The sequence below is a fragment of the Micromonospora sp. GCM10011541 genome (genome assembly GCF_042650725.1).
In the GTDB taxonomy this organism is placed as follows: Bacteria; Actinomycetota; Actinomycetes; order Mycobacteriales; family Micromonosporaceae; genus Micromonospora; species Micromonospora sicca.
In genome coordinates, this window is the sequence record NZ_JBHSBP010000049.1 from 793,914 (window position 1) to 819,243 (window position 25,330).

Annotated in this window: 27 protein-coding genes; 11 read left to right on the forward strand and 16 right to left on the reverse strand. The window is 73.2% G+C overall.

Translation table 11 applies throughout. The features are described 5' to 3' along the window. Positions 1-114 precede the first annotated feature (114 nt). From ACFOYX_RS20975 to ACFOYX_RS20990, 4 genes are read left to right on the forward strand one after another with little or no spacing between them, the layout of a single operon-like run. Entirely contained in the window at positions 115-1,827 is a 1,713-nt protein-coding gene (locus tag ACFOYX_RS20975) for a nitrite/sulfite reductase (protein WP_322441273.1), read from the forward strand. Further along, entirely contained in the window at positions 1,824-1,982 is a 159-nt protein-coding gene (locus ACFOYX_RS20980; protein WP_322441274.1) for a hypothetical protein, read from the forward strand. Before ACFOYX_RS20975 ends, ACFOYX_RS20980 begins: the two co-directional genes overlap by 4 nt. Beyond that, a complete protein-coding gene (locus ACFOYX_RS20985) occupies positions 1,979-2,740 on the forward strand; it encodes a phosphoadenylyl-sulfate reductase (RefSeq protein WP_322441275.1) in 762 nt (253 codons plus the stop codon). The genes ACFOYX_RS20980 and ACFOYX_RS20985 overlap by 4 nt, the downstream gene beginning before the upstream one ends. Further along, positions 2,722-3,618, forward strand: a complete 897-nt coding sequence (locus tag ACFOYX_RS20990) for a sirohydrochlorin chelatase (protein WP_377534252.1) — start codon at positions 2,722-2,724, stop codon at positions 3,616-3,618. Before ACFOYX_RS20985 ends, ACFOYX_RS20990 begins: the two co-directional genes overlap by 19 nt. On the opposite strand, the gene ACFOYX_RS20995 is transcribed toward ACFOYX_RS20990, so the two are convergent. Beyond that, the gene (locus ACFOYX_RS20995) at positions 3,572-3,829 is read right to left on the reverse strand and encodes a WhiB family transcriptional regulator (protein ID WP_089012725.1); all 258 of its coding nucleotides are present in this window, start codon (positions 3,827-3,829) and stop codon (positions 3,572-3,574) included. The genes ACFOYX_RS20990 and ACFOYX_RS20995 overlap by 47 nt on opposite strands. A 444-nt stretch (positions 3,830-4,273) precedes the next feature. Further along, positions 4,274-5,224 (reverse strand): diacylglycerol kinase family protein, encoded by a 951-nt coding sequence (locus tag ACFOYX_RS21000; RefSeq protein WP_109804406.1) that lies wholly within the window; start codon positions 5,222-5,224, stop codon positions 4,274-4,276. Between the two features lie 43 nt (positions 5,225-5,267). Here ACFOYX_RS21000 and ACFOYX_RS21005 point away from each other — a divergent pair, with 43 nt between their 5' ends. Next, positions 5,268-5,657: a hypothetical protein gene (locus tag ACFOYX_RS21005; RefSeq protein WP_322441276.1), complete on the forward strand. Its 390-nt coding sequence runs from the start codon at positions 5,268-5,270 to the stop codon at positions 5,655-5,657. Between the two features lie 42 nt (positions 5,658-5,699). Here the strand turns inward: ACFOYX_RS21005 and ACFOYX_RS21010 are convergent, their stop codons facing one another. From ACFOYX_RS21010 to sodN, 3 genes are all read right to left on the reverse strand, one after another. Beyond that, the gene (locus tag ACFOYX_RS21010) at positions 5,700-6,107 is read right to left on the reverse strand and encodes an ATP-binding protein (protein ID WP_109804408.1); all 408 of its coding nucleotides are present in this window, start codon (positions 6,105-6,107) and stop codon (positions 5,700-5,702) included. A 32-nt stretch (positions 6,108-6,139) separates the two neighbouring features. Further along, positions 6,140-6,649: a GNAT family N-acetyltransferase gene (locus tag ACFOYX_RS21015; RefSeq protein ID WP_109804413.1), complete on the reverse strand. Its 510-nt coding sequence runs from the start codon at positions 6,647-6,649 to the stop codon at positions 6,140-6,142. A gap of 65 nt (positions 6,650-6,714) precedes the next feature. Then, positions 6,715-7,119, reverse strand: coding sequence for a superoxide dismutase, Ni (sodN, locus tag ACFOYX_RS21020; RefSeq protein WP_109804409.1), 405 nt, complete (start codon positions 7,117-7,119; stop codon positions 6,715-6,717). Between the two features lie 84 nt (positions 7,120-7,203). On the opposite strand from sodN, the gene ACFOYX_RS21025 reads away from it, so the two are divergent. The 3 genes from ACFOYX_RS21025 to ACFOYX_RS21035 all read left to right on the forward strand — a co-directional run bounded on the left by ACFOYX_RS21025 (position 7,204) and on the right by ACFOYX_RS21035 (position 9,916). Next, positions 7,204-7,554, forward strand: coding sequence for a S24/S26 family peptidase (locus tag ACFOYX_RS21025; protein WP_109804410.1), 351 nt, complete (start codon positions 7,204-7,206; stop codon positions 7,552-7,554). A 140-nt stretch (positions 7,555-7,694) separates the two neighbouring features. Then, complete coding sequence (locus tag ACFOYX_RS21030; protein ID WP_322441277.1) at positions 7,695-8,870, forward strand: NADP-dependent malic enzyme; 1,176 nt, start codon at positions 7,695-7,697, stop codon at positions 8,868-8,870. Positions 8,871-8,953: 83 nt separating this feature from the next. After that, positions 8,954-9,916, forward strand: a complete 963-nt coding sequence (locus ACFOYX_RS21035; RefSeq protein WP_322441278.1) for a zinc-binding dehydrogenase — start codon at positions 8,954-8,956, stop codon at positions 9,914-9,916. Between the two features lie 24 nt (positions 9,917-9,940). Here the strand turns inward: ACFOYX_RS21035 and ACFOYX_RS21040 are convergent, their stop codons facing one another. From ACFOYX_RS21040 to ACFOYX_RS21050, 3 genes are all read right to left on the reverse strand, one after another. Then, positions 9,941-10,906: a chlorophyllase gene (locus ACFOYX_RS21040; RefSeq protein ID WP_322441279.1), complete on the reverse strand. Its 966-nt coding sequence runs from the start codon at positions 10,904-10,906 to the stop codon at positions 9,941-9,943. 85 nt (positions 10,907-10,991) lie between these two features. Continuing rightward, positions 10,992-11,147 (reverse strand): hypothetical protein, encoded by a 156-nt coding sequence (locus ACFOYX_RS21045; RefSeq protein ID WP_322441280.1) that lies wholly within the window; start codon positions 11,145-11,147, stop codon positions 10,992-10,994. A gap of 16 nt (positions 11,148-11,163) precedes the next feature. Further along, positions 11,164-12,123, reverse strand: coding sequence for an alpha/beta hydrolase (locus ACFOYX_RS21050; protein WP_322441281.1), 960 nt, complete (start codon positions 12,121-12,123; stop codon positions 11,164-11,166). A gap of 158 nt (positions 12,124-12,281) precedes the next feature. Here ACFOYX_RS21050 and ACFOYX_RS21055 point away from each other — a divergent pair, with 158 nt between their 5' ends. Beyond that, on the forward strand, positions 12,282-12,452 hold the full coding sequence (locus ACFOYX_RS21055) for a hypothetical protein (RefSeq protein WP_322441282.1): 171 nt from the start codon (positions 12,282-12,284) through the stop codon (positions 12,450-12,452). A 13-nt stretch (positions 12,453-12,465) separates the two neighbouring features. Here ACFOYX_RS21055 and ACFOYX_RS21060 read toward each other — a convergent pair whose 3' ends face one another. The 8 genes from ACFOYX_RS21060 to ACFOYX_RS21095 all read right to left on the reverse strand — a co-directional run bounded on the left by ACFOYX_RS21060 (position 12,466) and on the right by ACFOYX_RS21095 (position 23,385). Then, the gene (locus ACFOYX_RS21060) at positions 12,466-13,587 is read right to left on the reverse strand and encodes an acetate kinase (protein ID WP_322441283.1); all 1,122 of its coding nucleotides are present in this window, start codon (positions 13,585-13,587) and stop codon (positions 12,466-12,468) included. After that, entirely contained in the window at positions 13,584-15,650 is a 2,067-nt protein-coding gene (gene pta / locus ACFOYX_RS21065; protein ID WP_375373507.1) for a phosphate acetyltransferase, read from the reverse strand. The genes ACFOYX_RS21060 and pta overlap by 4 nt, the downstream gene beginning before the upstream one ends. A 70-nt stretch (positions 15,651-15,720) precedes the next feature. After that, complete coding sequence (locus tag ACFOYX_RS21070; protein WP_322441284.1) at positions 15,721-16,440, reverse strand: DUF998 domain-containing protein; 720 nt, start codon at positions 16,438-16,440, stop codon at positions 15,721-15,723. 103 nt (positions 16,441-16,543) lie between these two features. Next, on the reverse strand, positions 16,544-16,723 hold the full coding sequence (locus ACFOYX_RS21075) for a DUF6104 family protein (RefSeq protein WP_091570976.1): 180 nt from the start codon (positions 16,721-16,723) through the stop codon (positions 16,544-16,546). A 90-nt stretch (positions 16,724-16,813) separates the two neighbouring features. Further along, positions 16,814-20,539: a multifunctional oxoglutarate decarboxylase/oxoglutarate dehydrogenase thiamine pyrophosphate-binding subunit/dihydrolipoyllysine-residue succinyltransferase subunit gene (locus tag ACFOYX_RS21080; protein WP_322441285.1), complete on the reverse strand. Its 3,726-nt coding sequence runs from the start codon at positions 20,537-20,539 to the stop codon at positions 16,814-16,816. A 259-nt stretch (positions 20,540-20,798) separates the two neighbouring features. Further along, entirely contained in the window at positions 20,799-21,632 is an 834-nt protein-coding gene (locus ACFOYX_RS21085) for an ABC transporter permease subunit (protein ID WP_322441286.1), read from the reverse strand. Continuing rightward, positions 21,629-22,567: an ABC transporter ATP-binding protein gene (locus ACFOYX_RS21090; RefSeq protein WP_322441287.1), complete on the reverse strand. Its 939-nt coding sequence runs from the start codon at positions 22,565-22,567 to the stop codon at positions 21,629-21,631. Before ACFOYX_RS21090 ends, ACFOYX_RS21085 begins: the two co-directional genes overlap by 4 nt. A 161-nt stretch (positions 22,568-22,728) precedes the next feature. Further along, positions 22,729-23,385 carry a hypothetical protein gene (locus ACFOYX_RS21095; protein WP_322441288.1) on the reverse strand — a complete coding sequence of 219 codons (657 nt, stop codon included), beginning with the start codon at positions 23,383-23,385 and terminating at the stop codon, positions 22,729-22,731. A 243-nt stretch (positions 23,386-23,628) separates the two neighbouring features. Between ACFOYX_RS21095 and ACFOYX_RS21100 the strand changes: the two genes are divergently transcribed. Next, positions 23,629-24,408 carry a GNAT family N-acyltransferase gene (locus ACFOYX_RS21100; protein ID WP_322441289.1) on the forward strand — a complete coding sequence of 260 codons (780 nt, stop codon included), beginning with the start codon at positions 23,629-23,631 and terminating at the stop codon, positions 24,406-24,408. Then, a complete protein-coding gene (locus tag ACFOYX_RS21105; RefSeq protein WP_322441290.1) occupies positions 24,405-25,274 on the forward strand; it encodes a lysophospholipid acyltransferase family protein in 870 nt (289 codons plus the stop codon). Before ACFOYX_RS21100 ends, ACFOYX_RS21105 begins: the two co-directional genes overlap by 4 nt. The last annotated feature ends 56 nt before the right edge of the window (positions 25,275-25,330 follow it).

A 25,330-nucleotide genomic window follows, 5' to 3' on the forward strand; every position in this document is an offset into this window, starting at 1 on the left:
CCGTCTCGGGCGCGTAGTCGCGCCGGCCGTCGAAGACATCGCCGTCCACGGCCCTCATGAGGGGCCGGCCGCCGCGTCCGCGTCCAGGCACAGCAGACATCGGAGGACGCCGCGATGGCGGTCAGCAGCACCCCGACCCGGCCCGAGACCCCGGCGGCCCCCGCCGCCCGGGCCGCCCGCCGTCCGCGCGGGGAGGGGCAGTGGGCGCTCGGTCACCGCGAGCCGCTCAACGCCAACGAGCGGATCAAGAAGGACGACGATCCGCTGAACGTCCGGGCCCGGATCGAGACCATCTACGCCCACCGGGGCTTCGCCTCCATCGACCCGCAGGACCTGCGCGGCCGGTTCCGCTGGTGGGGCCTCTACACCCAGCGCAAGGCCGGCATCGACGGCGGCCGTACGGCGGTGCTGGAGCCGCACGAGCTGGAGGACGAGTTCTTCATGCTCCGGGTCCGGGTCGACGGCGGCCAGCTGACCCTGACCCAGCTCCGGGTCATCGCCGACATCTCCCGGGAGTTCGCCCGGGACACCGCCGACATCACCGACCGGCAGAACGTCCAGTTCCATTGGATCCGGGTCGAGGACATGCCGGAGATCTGGCGCCGGCTGGAGGCGGTCGGCCTGCAGACCACCGAGGCGTGCGGCGACTGCCCGCGCATCGTGCTCGGCAGCCCGGTCGCCGGGGTGGCCGAGGCCGAGCTGGTCGACCCGACCCCGGCGATCGACGAGATCGTGAGCCGGTACGTCGGCGACAAGCAGTTCTCCAACCTGCCCCGCAAGTTCAAGACCTCGATCTCCTGGCTGGTCGACACCCCGTACGAGGCGAACGACGTCGCCTTCCTCGGCGTGGACCACCCGGAGCACGGCCCCGGTTTCGACGTCTGGGTCGGCGGCGGCCTGTCCACCAACCCGATGCTGGCCAAGCGGCTCGGCGTGTGGGTGCCGCTGGCCGAGGTGCCGGACGTCTGGGCCGGCGTGGTCGGCATCTTCCGCGACTACGGCTACCGCCGGCTGCGCAACCGGGCCCGGCTGAAGTTCCTGGTCGCCGACTGGGGCGTGGCGAAGTTCCGCGAGGTGCTGGAGAAGGAGTACCTGGGCCGGACCCTGCTCGACGGCCCGGCGCCGGAGCTGCCGAGCAAGCCGGTCGACCACATCGGCGTGCACCGGCAGCGCGACGGGCGGCACTACGTGGGGGCCGCCCCGGTGGTCGGGCGGGTCTCCGGCGGGCAGCTCGCCGAGCTGGCCGACGTGGTCGAGGCGCACGGCAGCGACCGGGTTCGGCTCACCCCGTACCAGAAGCTGCTGGTCCTCGACGTGGCGCCGGAGCGGACGGAGTCGCTGGTCGCGGCGCTGCGCCGGATCGGCCTGGAGGCCCGGCCGTCGGCCTGGCGGCGCGGCACCATGGCCTGCACGGGAATCGAGTTCTGCAAGCTGGCCATCGTCGAGACGAAGGCCCGCGGCGAGGAGCTGGTGGCCCGGCTGGAGGAGCGGCTGCGCGACTTCGACGCCGACATCTCCATCCACCTCAACGGCTGCCCGAACGCCTGCGCCCGGACCCAGGTCGCCGACATCGGGCTGAAGGGCCAGCTGGTGGTCGGTCCGGACGGCCGCCAGGTGGAGGGCTTCCAGGTGCACCTGGGCGGTGGCCTCGGCATGGCCGAGGGGCAGACCGCCGGCTTCGGCCGCAAGCTGCGTGGCCTGAAGACCACCGCCGAGGAGCTTCCGGAGTACGTGGAACGGCTGGCCCGCCGCTACCTGGCCGGCCGGATCGAGGGTGAGACGTTCGCCAACTGGGTGATCAGGGCCGACGAGGAGGAGTTGCGATGAGTGACGCCCGTTCCGCGCCTCTCTACTGCCCGTACTGCGGTGAGGAGAACCTGCGGCCGAGCGAGGCCGGGCACGGCGCCTGGGAGTGCCACGCCTGCGCCCGGGTCTTCACCGTGAAGTTCACCGGCCTGCTCGGCAGGGCGGTGGCCCGATGAGTCTGGTCTCCGCCACCAACCTGGGCCTGGTCGGCGTGGGCGGCCCGGCACCGGCCGACCCGCGGCGCCGCGACCCGGAGGAGCTGCGCGCGCTGGCCGAGGCGGCCGGGCGGGAGCTGGAGGGTGCCCCGGCGCTGGAGATCGCCCGTTGGGCCGCCGAGACCTTCGGCGACCGCTTCTGCGTGACCAGCTCGATGGCGGACGGGGTGCTCGCGCACCTGGTCTCCCGGGTCGCGCCCGGGGTGGACGTGGTCTTCCTGGACACCGGGCTGCACTTCCCGGAGACGCTGCGGGTCCGCGACGAGGTGGCCCGCCGGCTGCCGGTGAACGTCCGCTCGATCCGTCCCCGGATGACCGTCGGGCAGCAGGACGGCCAGTACGGCCCCCGGCTGTTCAACCGGTCCCCGGACGACTGCTGCCAGCTGCGCAAGGTCGAGCCGCTGGAGCGGGCCCTGACCGGGTACGACGCCTGGGCCGCGGGGCTGCGTCGGGACGAGTCCCCGACCCGGGCCAACACGCCGGTGGTGACCTTCGACGCCCGGCGCGGCAAGGTCAAGGTGAACCCGATCGCGACCTGGACCCAGCGCGACGTGGACGCCTACATCTCCCGCTACGACATCCCCGTCAACGAGCTGCTCAGCCGCGGCTACGGCTCGATCGGCTGCTGGCCCTGCACCCGGCGCACGAAGGCGGGGGAGGACCCACGGGCCGGCCGGTGGGCCATGTTCGAGAAGACCGAGTGCGGCCTGCACGTGTGACCTCGGCGGGCGCCGGGGCGGTCGTCGGGTCCGCCCCGGTGGTCCTGGTCGCGCACGGCAGTCGCGATCCGCGCGCCGCCGAGGCGACCCGTGCGCTGGCCCGGGCCGTCGAGGCGGCCCGTCCCGGGACGACGGTGCTGCCGAGCTGGCTGGACCACACCGAGCCCGGGCCGACCGGCGTGCTGCGTGAGCTCGCCGCCGCGGGACATCCCCGGGCGGTGCTGGTCCCGCTGCTGCTGACCGCCGCCTACCACCGGAAGGTCGACATCCCGGCGGCGGTCGCCGCCGCCCGGGAGTCGGGGCCGCCGATGGACGTCCGGATCACCGACGTGCTGGGACCGGCGGACGGGGTGGTGGACGCCGCGCTGCTGACCGGGCTGCGGCGACGGCTGGCCGAGGTCGAGCCCGGACCGGTGGACGCCCTGGTGCTGGCCGCGGCGGGCACCCGGGACGCGCGGGCGCGTGGCTCGGTGGGCCGGGTGGCGGCGGCCCTCGGGGCGCGGCTGGGGGTGCCCTGCCGGGTGTCGTACGCCTCGGCGGCGTCCCCGGCGGCCGGCGTCGCGGTGGCGAAGTTGCGCGCGGCGGGCGCCCGGCGGGTCGCGGTGGCCGCCTACTTCCTGGCTCCGGGCCTGTTCCACGACGCGGTGCTGGCGGCGGCCCGGGACGCCGGCGCGACGGCGGTGGCCGCCCCGCTCACCGACGCCCCCGACCTCGCCGATCTGGTGCTTCGTCGGGTCGACGCCACGTGGTCGACGAGTCGCGCCGCCGGACCCGAACAGCACAACGCCCCGGCGGGTGACCCTGCCGGGGCGTTCAGCTTGTGCGGTGTGGTCAGGCGGAGTGAGCGCGCAGCACCCGGAGACCGCCGCGGCGCTTGACCGCACGGCGCTCCTCTTCGCTCATCCCGCCCCAGACGCCGGCATCCTGACCGGACTCGAGCGCCCACTTCAGGCACTCGTCGGTCACGGAGCAGCGCCGGCAGACGGCCTTGGCCTGCTCGACCTGCAGGAGAGCCGGACCGGACGTCCCGATCGGGAAGAACAGCTCCGGGTCCTCGTCGCGGCAGACAGCATGGTGACGCCAGTCCATGGCGGCAACACTCCTCATTCTGGATGGGTGGCAGATATCGCTTCGTGCTTTTCTTATATGCATCCGCATTGCCGATTGGTGACGGTCAGCGTCCATCAATTCGGCACTGCGTGAGCAGGCTGCGGGCCCCTGGACCTGCTGGAACAGCTCAACCTGCCGAGCATATCCAGGCAATGTCCCGGTAACTCAAGTTCGCTTGTGAATACTTTCACGAACTGCCGCGATGTCAAGGGTGCCACTCGGAAAAACTCCGAGCAGTGAGCGAGCTCACCACCCTTTTGTCCGGGTTTCAGAGCGCTCTGGTTACCCGGCGTGCCACAGTCGAGGATCAATATAGTACAGTGCGCGTGACATTGCTGACATTTCCGGCACCTACCCCTCGGGTGTGGCGGTCACCGCGGCTGGCGGTGGGCGACCACGTCAACCGACGGGAGTACCCGAGACCTAGCAGATTACTCTCAGTGCGGCCGGAACGGATGTGAATCTAACTTTCTCCCGCTCTCCCAGGTAGTCCCCGTCGAGCTGAAAAGCCTGGGGACGGGCCGAGAGCAGGGTGAACTCCGCCACGTCGTGCAGCCGTAGCACCTGACGGCCGCGCGGATCGGGCTTCCGGGAGAAGGACTGGGTCACGATCCGTGCCGTACTGGCGACCCGGAGCTGACGCATCGCCAGCACGTCCAGGCCGAGGTCGAACGAGGCGTCCGGGTTCGGGTTGATCTCGCGCTCGCCCAGATACGTCCACGGTGCGGTGTTCTGGATGATGACGGTCGCCAGCTCGGCCTCGGGCTGCTCGCCGGGGCGTTCCAGGCTGATCGCCGGGTGCCGGCGGTCGGAGCCGAAGAAGTACTGGCCGAGGGTCGACCGCACATAGAGCCCGGGCGAGGAGACCCGTCCCTTCCGCCGGGCCCGCTCGACCCGGTGGATCACCGCGGCGTCGACGCCGAAGCCGGCGCAGAACGTGAAGTACCGGTCGTCCGCCCGGCCCAGGCCGATCGTCCGGGAGCGGCCCAGGCGCAGCCCCTCCAGGATCATGCTGGTCCCCTCCGGCCATTCCCGGGGCAGCCCCAGCGCCCGGGCGAAGACGTTCGTCGAGCCGCCGGGGACGGTGGCCAGGGCGGGCAGCCGCTCCGCCGGCGTGTCGCCGGTCCGGAACGTCGGCGGCTCGGCCGCCATCAGGCCGTTCACCACCTCGTTGACCGTGCCGTCGCCACCCAGCGTGACCACCAGGTCGACGCCCTCCTCGGCGGCCTCCCGGGCCAGGTCCATGGCGTGACCCCGTCGGCGGGTGTACCGCACCGACAGGTCGACTTCGCTGCGCAGCGCCCGGACCAGCACGTCCCGGCTGCGTTCGCTGGTGGTGGTGGCCTTCGGATTGACCACCAGGACGGCCCGCATGGGCGGCACTGTACCGCGCCTACCGGCGGGTATCGTGTCGCGCGTGACCATCGACTCCGGGCCGATCCCCGACACGCTCCGTTGGGCGGTACGCCTGCTGCGCGCCGAGGCGGTGGCGCTCGGCCTGGTCGCGGTCTGGCTGATCTGGTCCGACCTCACCGCCACCACGACCCACCTCACCTCGGCGTTGCTGGTCACGGCGTTCGCGCTCGCCGGCGCGGTGGCGCTCTGGGCCCTCGGCGGCGCGTTGGCCCGCCGGAAGAGCGGTGCCCGGGCCCCGGCCATCGTGCTTCAGCTCATGCTGCTGCCGATCGGCTGGTACATGATCCAGGGCGGGCTGGGCTGGCTGGGCCTGCCGCTGATGGCCCTCGGCCTGGGCGTCACCGGCCTGCTGGTCAGCCCGCCGACCAACCGGGCGCTCGGCTTCCAGTGACCCGGCCGCCCACACCCCTCGGGGGCGGTGCGGGACGCGCGGTCAGTAGCCGGAGGCCCGGCGGGTGAGCAGCGAGATCGTGGCTCGGCCGTCGGCCGCCTTCGCGGCCGCCGACGTGGTCAGCGCGGTGAGCACCTTCCAGGCGAAGGACGACTCGGACGGGAGCGTGGCGCCCCGGACGGTCGGCACGGTCACCTCGACGGTCAGCGCGTCGTCGGTGACCGTGAAGCGGCACTCCAGTTCGGCGTTCCGGGTGGCGATGGCGAGCAGCATGGCGCACGCCTCGTCCACCGCGATGCGCAGATCCTCGATCTCGTCGAGGGCGAACTGGAGCCGGGCCGCGAGACCTGCCGTGGCGGTACGGAGCACACCGAGGTAACTGCCGTCGGCGGGCACGGTGAGGTGCACCACGTCGTCGTCGGTCGTCGGCTGGCCGGTCAGTTGAGTCACGCCTCATCCCCCCGGTGCGGGACTCTACCCGGTCAGGTGTGCGACTGCGGGGGCACGGCCGTGGCCTGCGCCGCGAGGCCGTGCAGCGCCGGGCCGGCGAGCCGGTACGGCACCCACTCGTCCATCTGCACCGCCCCGATGGACGCGTAGAAGCCGGCCGCCGGATTCCACTTGATCATCCACCACTCGAGCCGGCGGTAGCCCCGTTCGACGCAGATCGCGGCGAGGGTGGCGAGCAGCAGCCGCCCCGCCCCGGTGCCCCGGGCGGCCGGGCGGACGTAGAGGTCCTCCAGGTAGATGCCGTGCACACCTTCCCAGGTGGAGAAGTTGAGGAACCAGAGCGCGAAGCCGAGCGGAGTGTCCCGGTCGTCCACCGCGACGTGGCCGAAGAGCGCCGGCGCCGGGCTACGACTGCTCCAGCTCGGCGCGTCTGACGCCGCGCCGCGACCTGGAGCAGTCGCGAACAGGGCGGCGGTCAACTGCTCGGCGGTCAGGTGGCACTGCTCCGGGGCGCGCTCGTACTCGGCGAGTTCGTGCACCATCGCGACGACGGCCGGCACGTCCTCGGGACGCGCCGGCCGGATCGTCGGTGCCTGGGCGGCCAGGGTCACGCCTTCTTGGTCTCCCAGAAGATCTTGGAGATCTCGTCGATCTTCTGCAGCAGCTTGTCGGCCACGGCCGGGTCCACGCTGCCCTTGGCGCCACTGCCGCCGGCGAGCTTGGTGGCCTCGTTGAAGAGCGTGTGCAGGTTCGGGTACTTCTCGAAGTGCTCCGGCTTGAAGTAGTCGGTCCACAGCACCCAGAGGTGGTGCTTGACCAGCTCGGCCCGCTGCTCCTTGATGATGATGGCGCGGGTGCGGTACTCCGGGTCGGTGTTCGCCTGGTACTTCTCGGAGATCTTCTTGACCGACTCGGCTTCGATCCGGGCCTGCGCCGGGTCGTACACGCCACACGGCAGGTCGCAGTGCGCGCTGGCGGTCACACGGGGCGAAAGGATGCGGGGAAGGCGCATCAGGGTCCTCCATGGGATGTTTGCGATGATCCAAGCCGACATTACTCCTGGACATGCTCCCCGGCGGGCGGGAGGTGAAACCCGATGCGCCCCACAGGCGACTCCGCCGCGCCCGAGCTGCGCGGCCCGTTGGTGACCGTCCTGGTCACCGGCCCCTCCATGGTCCCGACGCTGCGGCACGGGGACTCGGTACTGGTACGCACGGGCGGTCGGGCCGTGCGTGCCGGCGACGTCGTGATCGCGGTCTTCCGCAGCCGCCCCGACCTGCTGGTCGTCAAGCGCGCGGTCCGTCCGCAGGACGGCGGTTGGTGGTTACGCGGCGACAACGACCTGGTCGCCGACGACTCCCGGGCGTACGGGGTGGCCGACGTCCGGGGCCGGGTGGTGGCCCGGTACTGGCCCCGGCCGGGCCGGGTGGGCCGCCGGCGGATATGACCCCGCTCACATCGGCGCTCCGCGTGCGCCACTATGCTCGGAAAGTGCCCGGGTGACCCCCTGCACCGCCCGCCCCGCTCGCCGCTGACCTCGCGCCCGAGCCGGCTGGTCCGTCTGCTCGACAGATCCTGGAGTCACCAATGTCTTCGTCCACCGTGGACCCCGCTGATCCCGTCTTCCGGCTGCACGTCGGCGGCAAGATGGCCGTCGCCTCGACGGTGCCGCTCACCAGCCGGGAGGACCTCTCCCTCGCGTACACCCCCGGGGTGGCCCGGGTGTGCGAGGCGATCGCCGCCGACCCCGCCCTCGCCGACGACTACACCTGGGTGTCGCACGCCGTCGCCGTGGTGACCGACGGTTCCGCCGTACTCGGCCTGGGCAACATCGGCCCGCGCGCGGCGCTGCCGGTGATGGAGGGCAAGGCGGTGCTGTTCAAGCAGTTCGCCGGCGTGGACGCGGTGCCGATCTGCCTGGACACCCAGGACGTGGACGAGATCGTGGCGACGGTGAAGGCGCTCGCCCCGTCGTTCGGCGGGATCAACCTGGAGGACATCAGCGCGCCGCGCTGCTTCGAGGTGGAACGCCGGCTCGACGAGGAGCTGCCGATCCCGGTCTTCCACGACGACCAGCACGGCACCGCGATCGTGGTGCTGGCCGCGCTGCGCAACGCCGCCGCCCTGCTCAACCGGAAGCTCGGCGACCTGCGGGTGGCGGTCAGCGGCGCCGGCGCGGCCGGGGTGGCGGTGACCAAGATGCTGATCGCCGGGGGAGTGAACCCGGACCAGGTCGTGGTCTGCGACTCCAAGGGGATCATCGGCCGGCACCGCGAGCTGACCGGGACCAAGGCGGAGCTGGCGGAGATCACGAACGCCGAGGGCCGCCAGGGGGACATCACCGAGGCGCTGCGCGGCGCGGACGTCCTGGTCGGCGTCTCCGGCGGGCAGATCCCCGAGGCGGCGGTGGCCGGGATGGCGCCCGGTGGCATCGTCTTCGCGCTGGCCAACCCCACCCCCGAGGTGCACCCGGAGGTGGCCGCCCGGCACGTGGCGGTGGTCGCCACCGGGCGCAGCGACTACCCGAACCAGATCAACAACGTGCTCGCCTTCCCCGGCGTGTTCCGGGGCGCGCTGGACGCCCGGGCCACCCGGATCACCGAGGGGATGAAGGTGGCCGCCGCCGACGCGATCGCCGGTGTGGTCGCCGAGTCGCTGACCGCCGAGGCGATCGTGCCCTCTCCGCTGGACCCGCGGGTCGCCCCCGCGGTCGCCGAGGCGGTGGCCGAGGCGGCCCGCCGCGACGGGGTCGCCCGCCGCTGAGCGGCACCGAGCCGTACCGGGGGCCCTTTCTATCGCCTTTTGGTGGGAAGGGCCCCTTCTTAACGGGCGCTCAGCTTGTTACCGTGCCGATCATGCGTGCCGCCTTTGCTTCTAGCTTCGACGCCGACAACCCGCTCGCCGCGCTCAGCGTCGGCGACCGCCCCGAGCCGACCCACCCGCAGGACGACTGGATCACCGTGCAGGTGCGGGCCAGCTCGCTCAACCACCACGACCTCTGGTCGCTGCGCGGGGTGGGGCTCGGCCCGGACCAGCTGCCGATGATCCTCGGCTGCGACGCGGTCGGCACCGACCCGGACGGCAACGAGGTGGTCATCTACCCGGTGGTGCCCACCCCCGGCGACCCCCGCGGCGTGTCCATCCTCTCCGAGCACTTCGCCGGCACCTTCGCCGAGCGGGTGGCCGTACCCCGGATGAACCTGCTGCCACTGCCCACCGGCCTGGCGGCGACCGACGCGGCGTGCCTGCCCACGGCCTGGCTGACCGCGTGGCGGATGCTCACCACCAGGGGCCGGGTCGACGAGGGCGAGTCGGTGCTGGTCCAGGGGGCGGGCGGCGGCGTGGCCACCGCGGCCGTCGCGCTCGGCGTCGCGCTCGGCAAGCGGGTGTACGCCACCAGCCGGGACGCCGCCAAGCGGGAGCGGATCACCGAACTGGGGGCGACCGCGCTGCAACCCGGCGCCCGGCTGCCCGAGCGGGTCGACGTGGTGATCGAGACGGTCGGCGCGGCGACCTTCGACCACTCCCTGAAGTCGGCCGCGCCGATGGCCCGGATCGTCGTCTCCGGCGCCACCGCCGGGTACGAGCCCAAGGTCAACCTGCGCCGGGTCTTCGCCATGCAGCTGGAGATCCTGGGTACCTCGATGGGCACCCCGGACGAGCTGACCGAGCTGCTCGCGTTCTGCGCCGAGCACGAGGTGCGCCCGGTGGTCGACAGCGTGGTGCCGTTCGGCCGGATCGAGGAGGCCTTCGCCCGCCTCGCCTCCGGCGAGGTCTTCGGCAAGGTCGTCGTCGACCACACCGCCTGAGCCGCCCCGCCCCCCGGCGGCCGCTCAGAGGTGGTCGTCGAGGGTGGCCAGGTCGCCGCGGGTGGCGTCGGTGGGGAGGCGGTCCTTGGCCTCCGCGTCGCCGTAGAGGGTCCAGCGGAGGAACTCGACGGTGGTGTCGGAGACCACCCGCAGCGCCTTGCCGTCGGTGAGCAGGGCTCGGCCGTGGTCGCCCTTCGGCAGGCTGAGCATGGCCTTCGGCCAGGGCACCGCGTCGTACACCGCCTTGCCGGCGGCGTAGTTCACCACCTCGTCGGCCTCGCCGTGCACGAAGAGCTGCGGCGCGGCGGCGCCGGCGAAGGCGGTGCCCACCCCGAGCGCCGTCCCGGCGAAGACGATGCCGGCGTCGAGCCGCTCGTCGCGGCCGGCGGTGAAGAGCCCGATCGTGGTCACCCCGCCGGCGCTGTGCCCGGCGGCGGCCACCCGCTCGGCGTCCAGCCGCCCGCGCAGCGGATCGTCGGCCTTCGTGTCGAGGGCGAGCACCTGGGTCAGCGCGTACGACACGTCGGCCGGCTGGTTCAGCACGTCGAGCACGTTGCCGTCGCCGCCCGTGCCGGTATGCGGGAACCGCGGCGCGGCCACCACGAAACCCGCCGCCGCCCAGCGGCTCAGCAGCAGCTGGTAGTCCTCCGGGCGGGCGCCCAGGCCGTGGCTGAACATGACCACCGGGAACCGGCCGGTCGCGGCCGGCGCCGAGCGCTCCGGCGTGCCGCCGGCCGCCCCCCGGGCCGGGTACCAGAGGGTCACCGGCAGGGGCCGGTCGCCGTCCCGGTTCAGCTTCAGCTGCCGTACGCCGACCGCGAAGGTCTCGGTGGGCGCGTGCCCGGCGGGCACCCGCGGTGCCGGGGTGGTCGCCTTCGGCGGGGCGGTCGGCACGCTGCGCACGGCCGGTGCGGCACCGTTCGAGCAGCCGGCCAGGCCCACGGTGAGCAGGGCGGCGGCGACCAGGACGGAGGTACGGCGACGGGACATGAAGACGATTGTGCCTCGCGCCGCCGGATCGCCGGCCCGACATCGAACGGAGCGTGACCGATCGTCCGGTGCCTGAGCTGTCGTCTCAGCTGCCCGCCCGGCCGGGGAGGCCGGCCCGAAGGCGGGCGACGTCGGCGGCGTCCTTGGCCCGCCGGGGCCGGCCGGGCATCCAGACCGGGAACATCTCCTTGAACTCGATCTGCGCCGCCACGCTGATCACGGGTGCGGTGCGAGCGTCCATCGATAACCGGTGGGGGCTAGTCGGGGAGGGCGCGGGTGGTGAGCGCGGTGACGGCGGGGAGGTGGGCGTCGGCGGGGAGGCGGTGCAGCGCCGCCCGGTCGTCGTAGAGGGTCCAGCGGAGGAAGTCGGTGGTGGTGGCGAGAACCTGGGTGAAGCCGGGGTGGCCGGGGGAGAGGTATTCGCCGTGGCCCTGACCGGGCAGGCTCAGGAAGGCCGCCGGCCCGGTCGCCCGGGCGTACGCGGCGCGGCCGACGGACTCCGGGACGATCGGGTCCGCGCCGCCGTGCACGAAGAGCAGCGGCGCGGGCGGCCCGGCGAAGCTGCCGGCCAGACCTCCCCCGGCGAGCACGATGCCGGAGCGCAGCCGCGCCGAGTGGCCGGAGGTGAACATGCCGGCAGTGGTGAAGCCGCCCGCCGAGTGACCGGCCGCGGCGATCCGGTCGACGGCCAGGTGCCCGGCGAGCGGGTCGTCGTGGGCGTCGAGGCGTACCAGGTGGCGGATCAGGCGCCAGCCGTCGGCGGGCTGGTTGCGGACGTCCGCCCGGGTGAAGTCCGGGGCGCGCAGGTTGGTGCGGGGATAGGTCGGGGCGGCTACCACGAAGCCCGCGGCGGCCCACCGGGTGGTCAGCGGGGCGTGCAGCTCGGGGAGGCTCCGCAGCCCGTGGCTGTAGACCACGACCGGGAACCGTCCCGCCGCGACGGGCGCGGCGGCCATCGGCGCCGGCCCGGTCGTCGACGGGCCAGCCGGGCCAGCCGGGGCGGCGGCGGGGTACCAGATGGTGACCGGGAGTGGTCGCGGGCCGTCCGGGTCGACGGTGAGCTGCCGGACGCCGACCGGCCAGCTCCGCTGCGGGGCGTGCCCGGAGGAGGCGGCGCCGATCGCGCCGGGCCCCGGACCGCCGGTCGCGGCGGTGGCCGGCCCGCAGCCCGCCAGCAGCGCCGTCACCAGCACGGCGGCCAGCCGCTGCCCCTCCACCGTTTCACGGTAGGCGACCGGGTGGGCCCAGCGACCCCGCCGTCCGGACCGGCTGCCGGCGCCACCCGGTCGGTGCCGCTCCGCCGGCCGGGCCCGACTCGCCCCCCACCGGCCCGGCGGTACGACCCGCGTCGGCGGGCTTCGCTAGGGTCACCGGCATGTCTGAGAACTACCGCGACCCGAGCGGCAACACCGAGCAGTTCCGCGCCTTCGTCCACACGCCCGAGGGCACCGCCCCGGAGGCCGCGCCGTCCCGCCTCCCGCTGATCGTCGGCGCGGCGGTCGTGGTGCTGCTGGTGGCCGTGGTCGCCTGGCTCGCGCTGGGCTGAGCCACGCCCCGGGTCAGTGGTGGGTCGCCGCCACCACGGCTCGGGCTTCCCGGGCGATCTCCCGCTCCTCGTCGGTGCTGATGACGCAGACCGTCACCTCGGCCCCGTCCGGCGAGATCACCCGGTCGCCGCTGGCGTCGTTGCGGGCGGGGTCCACGGTGATGCCGAGCCGGTCCAGCCCGGCCAGCGCGGCGGCCCGGACCGGCGCGGCGTGCTCGCCGACCCCGGCGGTGAAGGTCACCGCGTCGACCCGCCCGAGCAGGGCGTAGTACGCACCGACGTACCCGGTGATCCGACGGCGGTAGACGTCGAAGGCGAGCGCCGCGGCGGCGTCCCCGGCGTCCCGCCGGGCCAGCACCTCGCGCATGTCGTTGGCCCCGGTCAGGCCGAGCAGGCCGCTGCGGTGGTTGAGCAGGTCGTCGATGTCGTCGACGGTCATCCCGCCCTCCCGGCGCAGGTGGAAGATGACCGTCGGGTCGACGTCGCCGCTGCGAGTGCCCATCACCAGGCCCTCCAGCGGGGACATCCCCATCGAGGTGGCCACGCTCCGGCCACCCTGGATCGCGCAGGCGCTGGCCCCGTTGCCCAGGTGCAGGGTGATGACGTTGACCTCCTCGTACGGCCGGCCGAGCAGCTCCGCGGTGCGCCGGGAGACGTACGCGTGCGAGGTCCCGTGGAAGCCGTAGCGCCGGACGCCGTACCGCTCGGCGATGTCCCGGTCGATGGCGTAGGTGGCGGCGGCCTCGGGCAGGGTGTGATGGAACGCGGTGTCGAAGACGGCGACCTGCGGGACGTCCGGCAGCGACTCACGGGCCACCCGGATGCCGGCCAGGTTCGCCGGGTTGTGCAGCGGCGCGAGCGGCACCAGATCCTCGATCGCGGCCAGCACGGCGTCGTCGATCAGCATCGGTTCGGTGAACGTCCGGCCGCCGTGCACCACCCGGTGCCCCACCGCCTCCAGCCCGGTCAGGTCCAGCCGGGCGAGGATCTCCCGGACCGCGGTCTCGTGGTCGGCCGCGCCGCCACCCGGCTCGCCGACCCGCTCCACCGTGCCCTTGTCGCGGACGTCCTCGTCGTCGTAGAGGCGGTACTTGACCGACGAGGATCCGCAGTTGAGGACCAACACCCGGCTCATGACGACTCCTCGGCGGCGGCCTGGATGGCGGTGATGGCGACGGTGTTGACGATGTCCGGGACGGTCGCGCCCCGGGACAGGTCGTTGACCGGCCGGCGCAGGCCCTGCATCACCGGGCCGACCGCCAGGGCGCCGGCCGAGCGCTGCACCGCCTTGTACGTGTTGTTGCCGGTGTTCAGGTCCGGGAAGATGAAGACCGTGGCCCGTCCGGCCACCGGGCTGTCCGGCAGCTTCGTGGCCGCGACCTGCGGATCGATCGCCGCGTCGTACTGGATCGGGCCCTCCACCAGCAGCTCCGGCCGGCGCTCGCGGACCAGCTTGGTGGCCGCCGCGACCTTCTCCACGTCGGCGCCGGCGCCCGAGCTGCCGGTCGAGTACGACAGCATCGCCACCCGCGGCTCGATGCCGAACCGTGCCGCGGTGTCGGCCGACGAGATGGCGATGTCGGCGAGCTGGGCGGCGTCCGGATCGCGGTTGACCGCGCAGTCCCCGTAGACCAGCACCCGGTCGGCGAGCAGCATGAAGAAGACGCTGGAGGCGACCGAGACGCCCGGCACGGTACGGATGATCTCGAAGGCCGGGCGGATGGTGGCGGCGGTGGTGTGGGTGGCCCCGGAGACCATGCCGTCGGCGTGGCCGGTGTGCACCATCATGGTGCCGAAGTAGTTGGGCTGCGCCACGACGTCGTGGGCCAGCTCGACGGTGAGGCCCCGGTGGGCGCGCAGCTTCGCGTACTCGGCGGCGAACTCGTCCCGCCAGCCGCTGGTGACCGGGTCGACCACCTGGGCGTCCCCGATGTCGATGCCCAGCTCCCGGGTGCGCCGGGCGATGTCATCGGGGCGGCCGAGCAGGGTCAGGTCGGCGACGCCCCGGCGCAGCAGGATCTCCGCCGCGCGCAGGATCCGCTCCTCGGCGCCCTCCGGCAGCACCAGCCGGCGACGGTTCGCCCGGGCCCGGTCGATCAGGGCGTTGGAGAACATCAGCGGGGTGACCCGCTCGGCGCGGCTGACCCGCAGCCGGCGGGCCAGGTCGACGGTGTCCACGCAGCGTTCGAAGGCGCCGAGCGCGGCCTCGACCTTGCGCGGGTTGTCGACGCTCGGGCGGCCCTCGATCCGGCTGGACGCGGCCACGGTGTCGTAGCTGTCGCTGGTCACCGAGAGCACCGCGAGACCGGTGTTCAGCCCCTCGACCAGCCGCATCGCCCGCGGGTCGGGCTGCTCGCCGAGGGTGAGCACCAGCCCGGCCACCGAGACCAGACCGGCGACGTGCGCGGCGCTCGCCGCCACCAGCAGGTCGGCCCGGTCGCCCGGGGTGATCACCAGCGCGCCCTCGGTCAGGTGGTCGAGCAGGGTCGGCACGTGGGCGGCGCCCACCACGTAGTCGAGCACGTCCCGGTCGAGCGCGGCGTCGTCGCCGGCCAGCAGGGTGGCGCCGAGGGCCGCCGCCACCTCGGCCACCGTCGGCGCCGACACGGTCGGCACCTCCGGGATCGCGTACGTGGGGACAGGCAGCTCGGGGAGGGTCATCGGGCCGGGCACCCGGTTGGCGATCACGGCCAGCACGGTCGCGCCCAGGTCCTCCAGGTCGTGGTACGCCCCGCGGGCCGCCGCCGCGATCGCCTCCGGCTGCTGACCGAAGCCGTCCACCACGGGCACCACCACGCTGCCGAACTCGGTGGCCAGCCGGGCGTTGAAGGCCAGCTCGCGCGGGCCGGCGCCGTCCCCGTCGGCGAAGTCGCTGCCCACCACGACCATCGCCGGGCAGCGCCGCTCGACGTCCCGGTAGCGGGCCACGATCCGGGAGATCAGCTCCTCCCGCCGGCCGTCCGCGACCAGGGCCGTCGCCTCCGCGTACGTGCTGCCGGACAGCTCGGCCACCGGGAGGTCGACCCGGTAGCGGTCGGTGAGCAGGGCGAGGATCGGGTCGGTGCCGGCGCCGGCGACCAGCGGCCGGAACGTGCCGATCCGTTCCACCTGCCGGGAGAGGAGCTCGGCGAGGCCGAGGGCGATGGTCGACTTCCCACCGCCGGACCCCACGCTGGTCACGTAGACGCTGCGGGCCACGAGGACCACGCTACAAGATCGCCGTAGCCCGCGCCCGGGTCCTGGTGCCTGGGCCCACCGACCCGGTCGATCAGGATCGGGCCGGTGCCGCCGGCGTACCGGTGTGGCCGGACCCTTCGGCTGCCGGCGGTCCGTCCGGGAGGTCGGCCGAGCGGAAGAGGGCGTCGCTCTTCGCCACCCACGCGGCGCCGAAGGCGAGGACGGCGACGGTCTCGCACCAGAGCACCGGCTTGACCGTGTGACGTACGTCCGCGGGCAGCGCCGTGCTCGCCAGCGCGAGCGTGATCGCGGCCAGGATGAGCAGGCCGCAGGCGCGGTAGACCCGGTTCGCCGACCGCGACGGGGGCAGGCCGGCCCGGTCCGGCCTGGTGAAGAGGAACAGGCAGAAGGCGGCGAGGAGCAGGAACAGCGCCGCGGCGGCGGCCTGGTGCACCACGCCGATCGTCCGGTCGGTGCCGCTCGTGGTGCCGGCCGGCGCGCCGACCGTGGTGGGGAAGAGGGCCACCGCGATCGCCAGCACCCCGGCGACCGTGCTCAGCGCGTCGTCCGGCCAGCGGTGCCGGTAGCTGATGAGGAACACCCCGACGGCGCAGAGCGCGCCGACGAAGACGTCCCGCATCTCGGTGTGGTAGTAGCCGCTGAGCGAGTCGAGCAGCGTCAGATGTCGGGTGGCGACGAGGTGACCGACCACCAGCACGACCGGCAGCGCGATGCCGACGGAACCGATGCCGAGGCGCAGGCGGCGGACGGTCACCGCGTCCTGCGGCGGCTTGCGGGTCTCGAGGTCCACTTCCGCCTCCCTGTCGTCCGGCGGCGTACCCCCCGGCGGGCCGTGGTGGGACGCGGGGCGCTGCTCTCCAGTGGACGCGACGGGGCAGCCCCGCGTCAAACGCTCAGTCCTCGTCCTCGTCGTCGAGGCGGGCGAGCCAGGTCGCGAAGCGCTCGATCGGGGTTTCGAACTCCGGGTTCAGGTCGACGAAGTCGCGCAGGCGCTCGCCCAGCCACTCCAGGCTGACCTGCTCGTCGCCCCGGCGCTCGACCAGTTCCTCGATGCCGCGGTCGGTGAAGTACATCGGTGTGTCCTCTCGAAAACGGGGTCACCACATGCGGCGGGGCAGCGGCCGTCGTACGGTCGCTGCCCCGCCGCTGGCGGTGCGGTCAGGTCACGGGCGGGGGAGGGCCGCCTCGATCAGCGCCCTCTGCTCGACCTCGTGCATCTTCGCCGAGCCGCCCGCCGGGGCGGCGGCGGCGGGGCGGGAGATGCGGCGCAGCCGGACGTCGGTCAGGTGCTCCAGCAGGTTGAGCGCGACGAACGACCAGGCGCCCTGGTTGGCCGGCTCCTCCTGCACCCAGGCGAAGTCCTCGGCGTTCGGGTACTGCGCCAGGGCGGCCCGGATCTCCTCGACCGGCAACGGGTAGAGCTGCTCCATCCGGATGATCGCGGTGTCGGTGACGCCCCGCTCGGCCCGGGCCTGGAACAGGTCGTAGTAGACCTTGCCCGAGCAGAGCAGCACCCGCTTCACCTGCTCCGGCGCCGGGGCGGCGGTGTCCCGCAGCACCGGCTGGAAGGTGCCGGTGGTGAAGTCCTCCACCGGGGAGACGCAGAGCTTGTGCCGCAGCAGCGACTTCGGCGTGAACACCACCAGCGGCTTGCGCTTCGGCGACAGGGCCTGGCGGCGCAGCAGGTGGAAGTAGTTCGCCGGGGTGGTCGGGATGGCCACCCGCATGTTGTCCTCGGCGCAGAGCTGGAGGAACCGCTCCGGGCGGCCGGAGGTGTGGTCCGGGCCCTGGCCCTCGAGGCCGTGCGGCAGCAGCAGGGTGACGGCGGAGCGCTGGCCCCACTTCACCTCGCCCGAGGAGACGAACTCGTCGATCACCGACTGGGCGCCGTTGACGAAGTCACCGAACTGGGCCTCCCAGCAGACCAGCGCGTTGACGTTCTCGACCGAGTAGCCGTACTCGAAGCCCATCGCGGCGTACTCGGACAGCAGCGAGTCGTGTACGAAGAACCGGGACCGCTCGCCGTCCCCGGTGAGCGACTTCAGCGGCAGGTAGTCGTCGCCGGTCTTCGCGTCGACCACCGAGGCGTGCCGCTGGACGAAGGTGCCGCGGCGGGAGTCCTGCCCGGCGAGCCGGACGGTGACCCCGTCGTGCAGCAGCGCGCCGAAGGCGATGATCTCGCCGTAGCCCCAGTCGATGTTGCCCTCGACGGACATCTTCGCCCGCTTGTCGAGCAGCTGCTGGATCCGCTTGTGCGGGGTGAAGCCGTCCGGCAGGTTGACGTGCGCCTCGCCGATCGCCTTGACCACGGCGGCGTCGGTGGCCGTCTCCACGATCGGCTCCGGCTCCTCCTGCCGGGCTGGCCGGCTGAGCTGGCGCGGGGTGGTGGCGGCGTCCCGGGTGGCCTTGAAGACCCGCTCCAGCTGCGACTGGTAGTCGCGCAGCAGCTCCTCCGCGTCCTCCACGGTGATGTCACCTCGCCCGATCAGCTCCTCGGTGTAGAGCTTGCGCACCGAGCGCTTCGAGTCGATGATCTTGTACATCTGGGGGTTGGACATCGACGGGTCGTCGCCCTCGTTGTGCCCGCGCCGCCGGTAGCAGACCATGTCGATCACGACGTCCTTGTTGAACGCCTGCCGGTACTCGAAGGCCAGCCGGGCCACCCGCACCACGGCCTCGGGGTCGTCGCCGTTGACGTGGAAGATCGGCGCCTGGATCATCCGGGCCACGTCGGTGCTGTAGAGGCTGGAGCGGCTGTACTCCGGGGCGGTGGTGAAGCCGACCTGGTTGTTGACCACCACGTGCACGGTGCCGCCGGTGCGGTACCCGCGCAGTTGGGAGAGGTTGAGCGTCTCGGCGACCACGCCCTGGCCGGCGAAGGCGGCATCACCGTGGACCGCCAGCGGCAGCACGGTGTAGCCCTCCAGCTTGAGGTCGATCCGGTCCTGCTTGGCCCGGACGATGCCCTCCAGCACCGGGTCCACCGCCTCCAGGTGCGACGGGTTCGCCACCAGCGAGACCTTGACCGAGTGGTCGCCGCCCGGGGTGGTGAACTTGCCGTTCTGGCCGAGGTGGTACTTCACGTCGCCGGAGCCCTGCGTCGAGCGCGGGTCCAGGTGCCCCTCGAACTCCGAGAAGATCTTCTCGTACGGCTTGCCGACGATGTTGGCGAGCACGTTGAGCCGGCCGCGGTGGGCCATGCCGATGACGACCTCGTCGAGCCCGCCCTCGGCGGACGACTCCAGGATCTCGCCGAGCAGCGGGATCAGCGACTCGCCGCCCTCCAGCGAGAACCGCTTCTGCCCGACGTACTTGGTCTGCAGGAAGGTCTCGAACGCCTCGGCGGCGTTGAGCCGGTTGAGCACGTGCTTCTGCTCGTCCGGGTCGGGCTTCTCGTACTTGCGCTCGATCCGCTCCTGGATCCAGCGCCGCTCCTCCGGGTCCTGGATGTGCATGTACTCGATGCCCACCCGGCGGCAGTACGAGTCGCGCAGCACGCCGAGGATCTCGCGCAGCTTCATCCGCTGCTTGCCGGCGAAGCCGTTGACCGGGAAGGTCCGGTCCAGGTCCCACAGGGTCAGCCCGTGCTGGAGGACGTCCAGGTCGGGGTGCTTGCGGATCTTGAACTCGAGCGGGTCGGTGTCGGCCATCAGGTGGCCGCGCACCCGGTACGCGTGGATCAGCTCGTGCACCCGCGCGGTCTTGTTGATCTGGCCCTCGGAGTCGACGGCCACGTCGCGGACCCAGCGCACCGGCTCGTAGGGGATCCGCAGCGAGGTGAAGATCTGGTCGTAGAAGCCACGCTCGCCGAGCAGCAGCTCGTGCATCACCTTGAGGAACTCGCCGGACTGCGCGCCCTGGATGATCCGGTGGTCGTAGGTGCTGGTCAGCGTGATGATCTTGCTGACCGCCAGCTCGGCCAGGGTGGCCTCGCTCATGCCCTGGTACGGCGCCGGGTACTCCATCGCGCCGACGCCGATGATGGCGCTCTGGCCCTGCATCAGCCGCGGGATCGAGTGCACGGTGCCGATGCCGCCCGGGTTGGTCAGCGAGATCGTGGTGCCGGCGTAGTCCTCCATGGTCAGCTCGTTGCGGCGGGCGCGCCGGACCACGTCCTCGTACGCCTGCCAGAACTGCCGGAAGTCCATCTGCTCGCAGCCCTTGATGGACGGGACCACCAGGTTGCGCGAGCCGTCCGGCTTGGTCAGGTCGATCGCGATGCCCAGGTTGACGTGCTCCGGGCGGACCATCGCCGGCTTGCCGTCGACCTCGGCGAAGGAGTTGTTCATCTCCGGGTGCTCGACCAGCGCCCGGACCAGCGCGTACCCGATCAGGTGGGTGAAGCTGACCTTGCCACCGCGCCCGCGGGCGAGATGGTTGTTGATCACGATGCGGTTGTCCACCAGCAGCTTGGCCGGGACCGCGCGCACGCTGGTCGCGGTCGGCACGGCCAGCGAGGCGTCCATGTTCTGCACGATCTTGGCGGCCACGCCGCGCAGCGGGGTGGTGCCCGCGGCGGTCGCGGTGGGCGCCTTGGCGGCCGGCCTGGCCGGGGCGGCCTTCGCCGCGGGCGCCGGCTTGGCGGCGGGCTTCTCGGCCGGCTTGGCCGGCGCGGGGGCCGGCTTCGCCGGGGCCGGCTGCTGGGTGACGGTGGCGACCGCCTCCTGCTGCTCGGCCGGCTCCGGCTGGGCGGCCGGCTTGGCCTTGCCGTCAGCCGGACGCGGGGTGGCGGCGCCGGGCGCGGGTCGGTAGTCGGCGAAGAAGTCGTGCCAGGCGGAGTCGACGCTCGAGGGATCGGCGAGGTAGCGCTGGTACATCTCCTCGACGATCCATTCGTTCGGGCCGAAACCCGCCAGTGGGTTCTCCTGCGAAGTCTGCTGGGTCGACACGGCCGGTAATCGCCTCTTTCACGCGGGTTCGTAATGTCACGCGGTGTCCGCCGTGCCCGAATAGGGGCTGCACGGGAGACGGGTCCCAGGCTACGCCGTAGGAATGCCGCAGGCATTCTCGCCTCCGGCTGGTGGTCCGTTTCACAGAAGATGCCAGAAGTTCGGCAAACGCTGCCTGCCCGGTCGTCTCCTGCTAGACGCGGAACGGCCCCCGGCCGGTGAGGTTGCGTCACCGCCCCGGGGGCCGTCGTCGTACCGGTCAGGCGATGTCCCGCCGGCGCATGATCATGGTGCCGATGGCGCCGGTCACCACCGCGTACCCGATGAGCACCGCGGCGCCCACCCACTGCGGCGGGTTGCCCGGCAGCTCGGTGCCGCTGATCATCAGCGTCGACGCGGTGGACGGGACGATCACCGCCAGCTTGCTGATCCAGTCCCACTCGAGCCACTGCCGGAGCAGGAAGAAGATCAGGTTCGCCGCGGTCGTGCCGACCAGGTACAGCACCACGGCCGTGATGGTCGCGCCGATCTGGCTGCGGATCAGCACGCCGAAGCCGACCCCGAAGATCCCCCAGAGCACGTACGCGAGCAGGTTGAGCAGGATCGCCCGGGTCACGTCCCACGACCCGAAGTGGGCGTCCCAGCCCTGGACGCCGAAGTAGATCAGCGTCGCCGGAATGGTCAGCAGGGTGGTGACCAGCCAGAACAGCGCGCCGAACAGCGTCGCCGTGACCAGCTTCGCCGCGACCACCATGGTCCGCTGCGGGGTGGTGAGGAAGGTCGTCGTCGCGGTCTGGTGGTAGAACTCGTTGGTCACCACGATGATGCCGAGCAGCAGCACGAAGAGCAGCCCGAAGTACTGCCCCGAGGTGAACAGGTTGGCCGCCTGGTAGACCTCGCTGGCGGTGGCCCGGATCTGCTCGGCCTGGTCCGCCGGCACCCCCTCAAGGTCCTGCCCGCCGGTCAGGCTGATGTCGGCGTTCACCGCGTTCACCAGGAACGCCAGCGCCAGGGTGACCAGCGCGCCGATGCCGAAGAGCCACCAGGTGTTGGTCGTACGGATCTTGAGCAGCTCGGATCGGACCAGGTTCATCGGATGTCCGCCTTTCCGGCCGTCAGTTCGAGGAAGACCCCTTCGAGGTCGGGGCGTTCGGTGGTCAGCTCGTGCAGCTCCACCTTGGCGGCCAGCGCGATCCGGCCCACGGTGGGCGCGTCCACCCCGGCGACCAGCAGCGTGCCGTGCTCGTCGGTGTCCACGGTCGCCGCCTGTTCGTGCAGCGCGGCGGTCAGCTCGGCCGCCTGCGGGGTGCGGACCCGCACCCGGGTGCCGTGCGCCATCGAGCCGATCACCTGGTCCACCGGACCCTGCCGGATCAGCTTGCCGGCCGCGATGATCACCACGTCGTCGGCGAGCAACTGCATCTCCGACAGCAGGTGGCTGGAGACCAGCACGGTCCGGCCCTGGGCGGCCAGCCCCTTGAGGAAGCCGCGCATCCACCGGATGCCCTCCGGGTCGAGGCCGTTCGCCGGCTCGTCCAGGATCAGCACCTGCGGGTCGCCGAGCATCGCGGCGGCGATGCCGAGCCGCTGCTTCATGCCCAGCGAGTAGCCCTTGAACTTGCGCTTCGCCGCCGGGGCGAGCCCGACCAGGGCGAGCGCCTCGTCGGCCCGCCGGCGGGGCAGCCCCGCCGCCGCGCAGATCACCCGCAGGTGGTTGATGCCGGTGCGGCCCTTGTGCGCGCTGGAGGCCTCCAGCACCGCGCCCACCGAGCGCAGCGGGTCGGCCAGGTCGGTGTACCGCCGGCCGCCGATGGTCGCCGTGCCGGCCGTCGGGGCGACCAGGTTCAGCAGCATGCGCAGCGTGGTCGTCTTGCCGGCGCCGTTCGGGCCGAGGAAGCCGGTCACCCGCCCCGGTTCGACGGTGAAGGACAGGTCATCCACCGCCCGGACGTTCTTGTACTGCTTGCTCAGTCCGGACACCACGATCTGGCCGGTCCCGGCGCTGGGGCTCCACTGCCCGTCGGACATCGTTCTCCTCTCCTGCCACGACGCGCGGGCGCGCCGGTGGGACGCCGTTGCGGCGGGCGCCGGGCACAGCGTGGCAAGGCGGCGCAAGCAGGTCAATCAGGCGCTGTCCGTAGTCCCGTCTCCCTCCTGGGCAGGAGGTGATCATCCCCAGGGAGGAGACGTCAGGCCGGCGGCAGCGCGATCCAGGTCGCCCGGGCATGGCCGAGCAGGGCGCCGTCCGGGCCGTACAGGCTGGAGTGCACCTCCGCCTTGCGCCCCTCGGCGCCGACCATCGCCCCGGTCACCACGCACTCGTCACCCGGCGCGGGCAGCGCGGCGACCACCGCGGCGATCCGGCCGAGGACGTACGGGCGGCCGGGCGCGATGACCGCCCAACCGCCGGGGCAGTCCAGCGCGGCCCAGACCGTCGCCGGGACCACCCGCTCCGGCGCGCGGAACGGCGCCGCGGTCCGCCCGTCCGGCAGCCGGCCGGGGAAGATCCGCAGCCCGTCCGGGTTCGCCGGGCCGCAGACGTAGCAGCCGGGGAACGGGTGATCCACCAGACCGGGGTACTCCCGGGCGGCGGTCGCCGCGGTCGCCCGGTCCACCGCGGGGACCACGGCGGCGAACGGCTCGACCGGGCGTACCTGCGCGACGACCTCGCCGTCCGGGTCGCGGATCTCCCCGTCGACCTGGTGCAGCGGGGTCTCCAGTGGCGGCGGTCGGCGCAGCGTGACCTCCACCGGGCCGCGGTCGTCGAGCGCCGCCGCGAAGACCCCGGCACTCCAGCCGCCGTTGCCCGAGCCGGGCGGGCCGTTGAAGCGCGACTGGATGATCATGTACGTCCTCCGGGCTGGTCCGGGCTCCGGCCGCGTCACCGGCGCCGCCCGGGCAGCCTCGCACGCCGTTGCCGCCCCCGCCGCACCGGCCGACACCGGCCGACACCGGCCGACACCGGCCCGGCGACGGTCGGCGGCGGCCCGCCGCAGGCGAACCCGGGGACCAGAGCGCCGGTTGGCGTTCACCGGATCGACACCCCTCACCCCCGCAGCCGGCAACCCGAGGCCCTTACACAGATACCCATGGCCGTTCTGCACGCCGCTGGCGCACCCCTCACGACCAGCGGATACACCCTGCTGATCGCCGACGACCCGACCCTGGTCGCGGCTGCGCAACGTCTGCGCCACCAGGTGTTCGCCACCGAGCTCGGGGCGACCCTCCACCCCGGTGCCGCCGGGCTGGACAGCGACGAGTTCGACGCCCACTGCGACCACCTGGTGGTGCTGCGGGAGGGCACCGGCGAGGTGGTCGGCACCTACCGCCTGCTGCCGCCGGGGCGCACCGACCGCCGGTACGCCGAGGGCGAGTTCGACCTGGCCGCGCTCGACCCGCTCCGCGGCGACCTGGTCGAGGCCGGCCGGTCCTGCGTGCACCCGGACCACCGGTCCGGCGCGGTGATCAACCTGATGTGGGCCGGCATCACCCGGTACCTGCACCTGCGCGGGTCCCGCTGGCTGGGCGGCTGCGCCTCGGTGCCGGTGGCCGACGGCGGGACGGCCGCGGCCGAGGTGTGGGCGCAGGTCCGGGCCGGGCACCTGGCGCCGCCGCCGCTGCGGGTCCGCCCGCTGCGCCCGTGGTCGGCCGAGGCGCCGGTCGCCGTCGATCCGGCGACCCTCTCGCCCGCCGAGCGGCGCGCGCTGGTCCCGCCGCTGCTGCGCGGGTACCTCCGGCTGGGCGCCTGGGTCTGCGGCGAGCCGGCGTACGACCCGGACTTCGGGGTCGCCGACTTCTACGTGCTCTTCTCGCTGGACCGGATGAACCCCCGTCACCTGCGCCACTTCCTCGGCGGGGAGCAGCCGTGACGGCCGACGATCTCTGGCGGCCGGCCTCCGGCTGCGGCCCGGAATGCCTGCCGCTCGCGGTGGAGCAGACCGTGCCGGCCCTGCGGCGGGCGGGCCGGCTGGTGGGCGTACTCGGCATGCTCGTGCTCGGGGTCGGCCTGGCCGGCCTGCTCGCGGTCCTGCCCGCCCGGGAGCGGGACGCCGCGGTGCGCGGCTGGGCCCGGGGGACGCTGCGGGCCCTCGGCATCCGGCTGGTGGTCCGGGGTCGGCTGCCCCGCCGACGGGCCCTGCTGGTCGCCAACCACGTCTCCTGGCTGGACGTCCTCGCCGTGTTGGCCGTCGCGCCGGCCCGGATGCTGGCGAAGCGGGAGGTGCGGGCCTGGCCGCTGGTGGGCCAGCTCGCCGCCGCGGCCGGCACGGTCTTCGTGGACCGGGCGCGCCCCCGCGAGTTGCCGGCCGCGGTGGGCCGGGTCGCGGCCGCGCTGCGCGCCGGTCACCCGGTCGCGGTCTTCCCCGAGGGGACCACCTGGTGCGGCGAGGCGGCCGACTGCCGGCCGGGCCGGGGTTTCCGGCCGGCCATGTTCCAGGCGGCGGTGGACGCGGGGGCGCCAGTGGTGCCGCTGCGGATCGGCTACCGGTACGGCGCGACCGGCACGGCGACGACGGCGGCCGCCTTCCTCGGCGACGAGACCCTCTGGGACTCGTTACGCCGGGTGCTGGCGGCCCGCGACCTGACCCTGTCGGTGGCGGTGACCGCGGCGCTGCACCCGGCCGTGGACGCGGACCGCCTTCTGCTGGCCCGGGCCGCCGAGTCGGCGGTGCACCTGGTCCCCGCCCGGCGCCCGGCCCCGCCCGTGCCGGTGCGGGGGTTGGACCTGGCGGCCTGACGGATCCCCGACTCGGGACAGTCTTGATACGTCGCGATGTATCGCGTTAGGCTCTC